4 protein-coding genes are annotated in these 5,825 nt (G+C 44.8%); 1 reads left to right on the forward strand and 3 read right to left on the reverse strand.

Annotated features, from left to right (window positions below):
- The first annotated feature begins 60 nt into the window (after positions 1-60).
- A complete protein-coding gene (locus AB4653_RS21160; protein ID WP_012604363.1) occupies positions 61-1,275 on the forward strand; it encodes a putative manganese transporter in 1,215 nt (404 codons plus the stop codon).
- A 312-nt stretch (positions 1,276-1,587) separates the two neighbouring features.
- Here the strand turns inward: AB4653_RS21160 and torA are convergent, their stop codons facing one another.
- The 3 genes from torA to torE are packed head-to-tail and all read right to left on the reverse strand — an operon-like array spanning position 1,588 to position 5,489.
- On the reverse strand, positions 1,588-4,050 hold the full coding sequence (gene torA / locus AB4653_RS21165) for a trimethylamine-N-oxide reductase TorA (protein WP_017100089.1): 2,463 nt from the start codon (positions 4,048-4,050) through the stop codon (positions 1,588-1,590).
- 24 nt (positions 4,051-4,074) lie between these two features.
- Positions 4,075-5,256 (reverse strand): pentaheme c-type cytochrome TorC, encoded by a 1,182-nt coding sequence (gene torC, locus AB4653_RS21170; protein ID WP_009848788.1) that lies wholly within the window; start codon positions 5,254-5,256, stop codon positions 4,075-4,077.
- A 50-nt stretch (positions 5,257-5,306) separates the two neighbouring features.
- Entirely contained in the window at positions 5,307-5,489 is a 183-nt protein-coding gene (torE, locus tag AB4653_RS21175; protein ID WP_008222628.1) for a trimethylamine N-oxide reductase system protein TorE, read from the reverse strand.
- Between the last annotated feature and the right edge of the window lie 336 nt (positions 5,490-5,825).

Here is a 5,825-nt window from a genome sequence, read left to right on the forward strand (position 1 = left end):
ATTGATAATTATTATCATTCGTATATGATTATCTTAATACACAAATTTTGAGTGACACTTATGGATCGACTAATCTCTTTTTTGCCAAGCAGCAGCGCTGCGAAAACAACTCAGTTTTCACTGTCTTTTAAGCGCCTGCTTTTACCTATTTCACTTGCGGCGTTAGTTGCAGCTCCTGCTACGCGAGAATTGACGGTCACTACCTTGTCTGACGCCTTCTGGGCAGTGTCATGTTACGTTGCGCTAACCCTAGCGATTTACCACTGGTTAAGTCTATACATCAACAAAGATAACGTCTTCAATAAGCTCGTCCATCAATCTCGTTCAAACCAAGTTGTATTCGCCGCGCTAATGGGCGCATTGCCAGGCTGTGGGGGAGCGATTGTGGTCACCACACAATTTATTTCAGGCAAACTCGGATTTGGTGCGGTTGTGGCTGTACTCGTCTCAACCATGGGTGACGCGGCATTCCTGTTAATTGCTAGCGAACCCAAAACAGGTTTAGCCATGATGGCGATGGGTGTAATCGTGGGTACCGCCTCAGGACGAATCATAAACTTGTTTCACGCAGACGACTTTTTACGCCCGAAACAGGCAGAGAGAAATGAAGCGGAAAACAGCTGTACCTCACAACCTCAAGGTCAAAGCCCTGTCTCTAAAAAAGCGATAAACCTTCAGGGTTACCTATGGTCTGTGCTTATTATTCCGGGAGCCGCTGTTGCCCTGCTTGGCTCTTTTCAAATCGATGTAAACCAGTTGCTGACACTGCCTGAGATGTCTATGGAATGGACGGGAACGATTTTACTGATCAGCTCGATGTTTTTGTGGGGGCTTACTCGTGAAATTGAGGATTACAAATCGGCCGTAAGTGAAGATGAAAAATGTATAGGTTCTCACCCACTACAAAAAACAGCTCAAGATACAAACTTTGTCACTGCATGGGTGGTGGTGGCTTTTCTTTTCTTCGAGTTTGGCTCTGTGCTTGCAAATGTCGATTTTGCGACGCTATTCTCAAGCTGGGGGATGATGCTCCCCCTGGCGGGTGTGTTGATGGGCTTACTGCCGGGGTGTGGTCCACAATTGTTGGTCACTAGCCTTTACCTTTCAGGTGCACTGCCACTTTCAGCTCAGGTCGGTAACGCAATTTCAAATGATGGTGATGCTTTATTCCCTGCTATCGCAATGGCACCGAAAGCGGCTCTTGTGGCCACATTATATTCAGGCATACCCGCATTAATCTGTGCATACGGTTATTGGTTTATGTTCGAAATTTAACTCAAGCTGATTCAATTCCATAGGTCTCTATTAGGTCGATACTTTGTATCGGCCTTTTTGTTTCCGTCTGCCTAAGCCCTTACAACAGATTCTTTATACATTCCCTTCCTGCTTCATTGTTCGTAGTTCATAGTTCTACAGCCTATCTCAAACGGCACGTCGTTATAGCCGGTCTCAAAAACGCCCCCTGTTGGCGCTATGACAATGCTTAATTACAAATTCCGCACACAGGCTAGAAAAACAAAAAGCCTCTGTAAGAGTGCTTACAGGGGCTTTAATTCAAGCTTTAATCTTGGTTCTTAAGTACAAGACTTAAGAAACTTCGATTGGACCACCGAATGAAGTTACTGGAGGCAGTTTGCCTTGGAACTTCTCGAAGTTAACCAAACATGTGTTTGCTGACGTTGCTTGAGCAAGTTCAGACGTACCGATGTCTTGAGTTAGTGTGTTTGGATCGCCGTATGTATCTAGCGCCCCCACTTTCTCGTTGATCGGGCCGTACCAAGCGCCTTCTTCGATACGAACAACACCAGGTGCGTAGCTATCCATTAGAACAGCACCTGCTAGTAGTTGACCACGGTCATTGAACACACGTACTACGTCGCCATCTTTGATGCCTTTCTTCTTAGCATCGATTGGGTTGATGTAGATTGGCTCACGGCCTTGTACCGCGTAAGTCGCACGCCACTCTTCAGATTCACACATCTGAGAGTGAAGACGCTTGTCTGGGTGACAAGATTGTAGCCAGTACGGATGTTTGTCAGAGCCTGGACCACCGTGTGAACGTTCAGATTTCTCAAACCACATAGGGTGTTCTTGACAGTGCTCGTAACCCATGTTGCCAACAGTACGGCTTGTGATTTCGATGAAACCAGAAGGCGTACCTAGTGCGTTGATCTCTGGATCTTCACGGAATGAAGCGTGACGAGTCCATGGCTTACCTTTACCGAAGTCTAGGAAACCTTTCTCCCAGAACTCAGCAAACTCAGGCATTTCGAAGCTGCCTTCGTTTGATGCACGACATTCGTCATACAGAGATTTAACCCACTGCATTTCGTCCATACCACGCGTATAATCGTCGTAACGACCCCAACGCTTAGTTAGGCTAGACATAATCTCGAAGTCAGTTTTAGACTGGAACAGAGGATCGACTAGTTTGTGCATCGCGATCAAACCACGACCAGAGTACGCGCCGTAACCATCAATATCGTTACGTTCCCACTGAGTACATGCAGGAAGCACGATATCAGAGTGACGACAAGTTGCAGTCCAAGCGAAATCAACAGCCACTACAGTTTGTAGGCTCTTGAATGCTTTACGCATCTTGTTGCGATCTTGGTGGTGGTGCCACGGGTTATTACCACTGAATACCATCATCTTGATATCCGGTAGTGTAACCGTTGAACCGTTCGCTTTGATCTTCTTACCTGGCTCTAGCAAGCTATCTACCCAACGAGCAACAGGGATTACACGGCTGTAACCGTTGTAATCAGTGTTAGTGTGCTTAGGCGATTGACCTTGGTCGATGTTCAACGGGAATGAACCCGGAGCAGCGAAGCCAGTTGAAGAAACACCGATACCAGAGTAATGGTGACCGTAAGAGATACCACCGCCAGGTAGACCGATTTGGCCAACCATTGCTGCGATAACGGCACACATCCAGTAAGGCTGCTCACCGTGTTGTTGACGTTGGATACTCCAACCGACAAGAATCTGCGTACGACCGTTAACCAGCATCTTAGCGAATTCACGGATAGAGTCCGCGCTTGCACCACAGATAGCCGAAGCCCACTCAGGTGTCTTCTCAACTTTATCTTTCGTTTCACCTTGAACGTACTTGATAAAGTCTTCAAAACCTAGACAGTAAGTTTCGATGAACTTCTTGTCGTATAGATCTTCGTTGTAAAGAACGTGAGCAACACCAAGCATGAACGCCACATCAGTTTGTGGGTTGATGTACATTTGCTCGTTTTCTAGGTAACGGCCTGTTTTGTTTTTAACAGGGTCAACAGAAACAACGTTGATCTCTTTCTTAGCAACTTTTTCTTTCAGCTGCTCTAAGTATGCGAATGACTCGTGAGTCTCACATGTCCAACCTACTTGCAGGTTTTTAACTGGATCGTTACCCCAAAGAACAATGTTGTCACTGTTTTCTAGGATAAGTTCCCAAGATGTACCTTGTGCGTAAACTTCAGTAGAACCTAGCACGTAAGGCATGATCGTTTGACCAGCACCTGTTGAGTAGTCACCGATTTTCTTCACAGAGTAACCGTGAAGTGCCATTGCACGTTGCATATGGTTAGTACAGCTGTGGAACTGACCCGTTTGTCTCCACCCAGTTTGACCTGTGTGAAGCGCCCATGGACCGTAATCTTTCTGTACGCGCTCTAGTTCGCGGTAAACAAGGTCTAGTGCCTCATCCCAAGTCACACGAATAAAACGGTTGTTACCACGCGTGTCTGCGCTGTATTTATGCTTCTTCAACCAATCTAGGCGAACCATTGGGTAACGCACACGTGATGGGCTGTAGATAATACCTTTAATACCTTTCAACATCTCAGTTGGGTGTTGATCGATTTCTAGAGGTTTAATCTCTTGTACTTTACCCGCATAAACGCGAGCTCGGAATGCACCCCAGTGAGAACCAGAGACTTTCCACGCGCCGTCTGTTTCTGCTGCAGACACTGATGCCGACGCCAATAAGCTTGGACCGATAACCGATGCCGCACTTGTAGTCGCGACACCTTTCAGAAAACTTCTTCTTGTAATTGCCATTGTGTTACTCCAATTGACGTCTTATTAGTGATGGCCTTCAGAAAAATCTGATGAGTGCTTCTGTAGATACTTAAGAACAAGTGCTTCTGTATCTGTATCGAAGTTAACGAATGCAATCATACCATCTAACATGCCTACCCAACCGTTAGCGCTGAAGTGAGCTTCATCTGGCTGTGAGTGACACGTTGAACAGTTAGATTGGTACGCTTGACCCGCTGCGTTCCAGATTGGATCGAAGTTATCAACCATAGACTCTTTCTTCATCCAAAGTGCTAGGTTAACTTCTTCCCATGGAAGGCCAGTAAGCTCATCTTCTTTCTTCTCACCAACAGTGATAACGTCACTTTGAGATACTTCTTTGGTCAAGATTGCAGTTGAGATATTCATACCGAAGTCTTCTTGGATTACACGTCCGAAACCTTTCGCTTTACGCCAACCATCGATTTGAATCTTGATCATGTCGCCTTTTTCGTCGATAACCGCAACTTTACTTGCAGGGCTGAGTAGACCCGCTTCAACTGTTGCTGTTTCATCTGTGTACATTGGTAGGTGACGAATAGAGATCACGTCAGAACCATTTGCGTAAGATGTGCTGCTTGCTACATTTTCTAGCTCGCCAACAATACCGCTTGCTGATGCCATATCCATTGGAAGGTTGTGAGCAATACCTTTGTGACAGTCAACACAGCTTTGATCACGTTCTGCTGCATTCTTCATCTGGATACGCGCTGTTGGGCGCATGTTCTCGAAGTCCATTGAATCGTAGTTGTGACAGTTTTTACACTCTAGAGATTTGTTCGAAGAGAAACGATCCCATTCGTGTTTAGCCAGTTCGATACGACGAGCTTCGAATTTCTCAGGTGTATCTAGGTCACCAAATACTTGAGCAAATACTTCTTTAGATGCTTGCATCTTACGAGCGATTTTTGCTGTCCATTCATGTGGAACGTGACAGTCAGGACAAGTAGCACGTACACCAGAAGTGTTTTTCCAGTGAACCGTTTCTTGTAGCTCTACGTAAACATTGTCACGCATGGTGTGACAACTTACACAGAACTCTTCCGTATTTGTGTGCTCTAGAGCTGTGTTAAAACCGCCCCAGAAAATAACACCGGCGATAAAGCCACCCATAGTTAGTACACCAAGACTGATGTGTACTGCAGGGCGAGTCATTGTGCGCCATAATTTAACTAAAAATGATTTCATGTTTAGCTCTCTTAAATATTGATTTTAAAAAATGTTGTTACTAGAGGGCATTACATGCCGCCGTGAGCACCAGGAGGTCCGAATACAAACACTTGCAGTGCCCAAACTAGGAAGCCGTAACCGCCTACAAAAGCCACACTTAATATTGGAAAGAGAACCACCGCGATGAAGAGGAAAGACTTCCACTCCAACGAGCGTTTTTCGCCAGTTTCAATTTTATTAACATCACTCATACATTTTGCCTATTTTGTATTTAGTAATTTCGAGTAACCCATTCTATGGGGCTAAAGTTCTTGAGTATCTAACAACAAATTTTAGACCATACACAAAGTAGGGTTCAATCAAATCCCCCGTTATAACCCTTGCTAATCAATACTTTTTTGAGGTCATCCAAACTTGTTTTCAGTTAAACAAAGTTATTAAAAAGTATTAACAAATGTGAAGAATTAAGTATATTTCACAAATGTTAAAAACCAACATACACGCAACCATCTGACAACCAATTTTAACTTTTTACCTACTAAGTAGTAGCTAGAAAAGCCTCAAACAACCACTATTTTGTGTTTTGT

Origin of the sequence: Vibrio sp. 10N.222.48.A3 (genome assembly GCF_041475345.1) — a bacterium.
Taxonomy (GTDB): domain Bacteria; phylum Pseudomonadota; class Gammaproteobacteria; order Enterobacterales; family Vibrionaceae; genus Vibrio; species Vibrio tasmaniensis_A.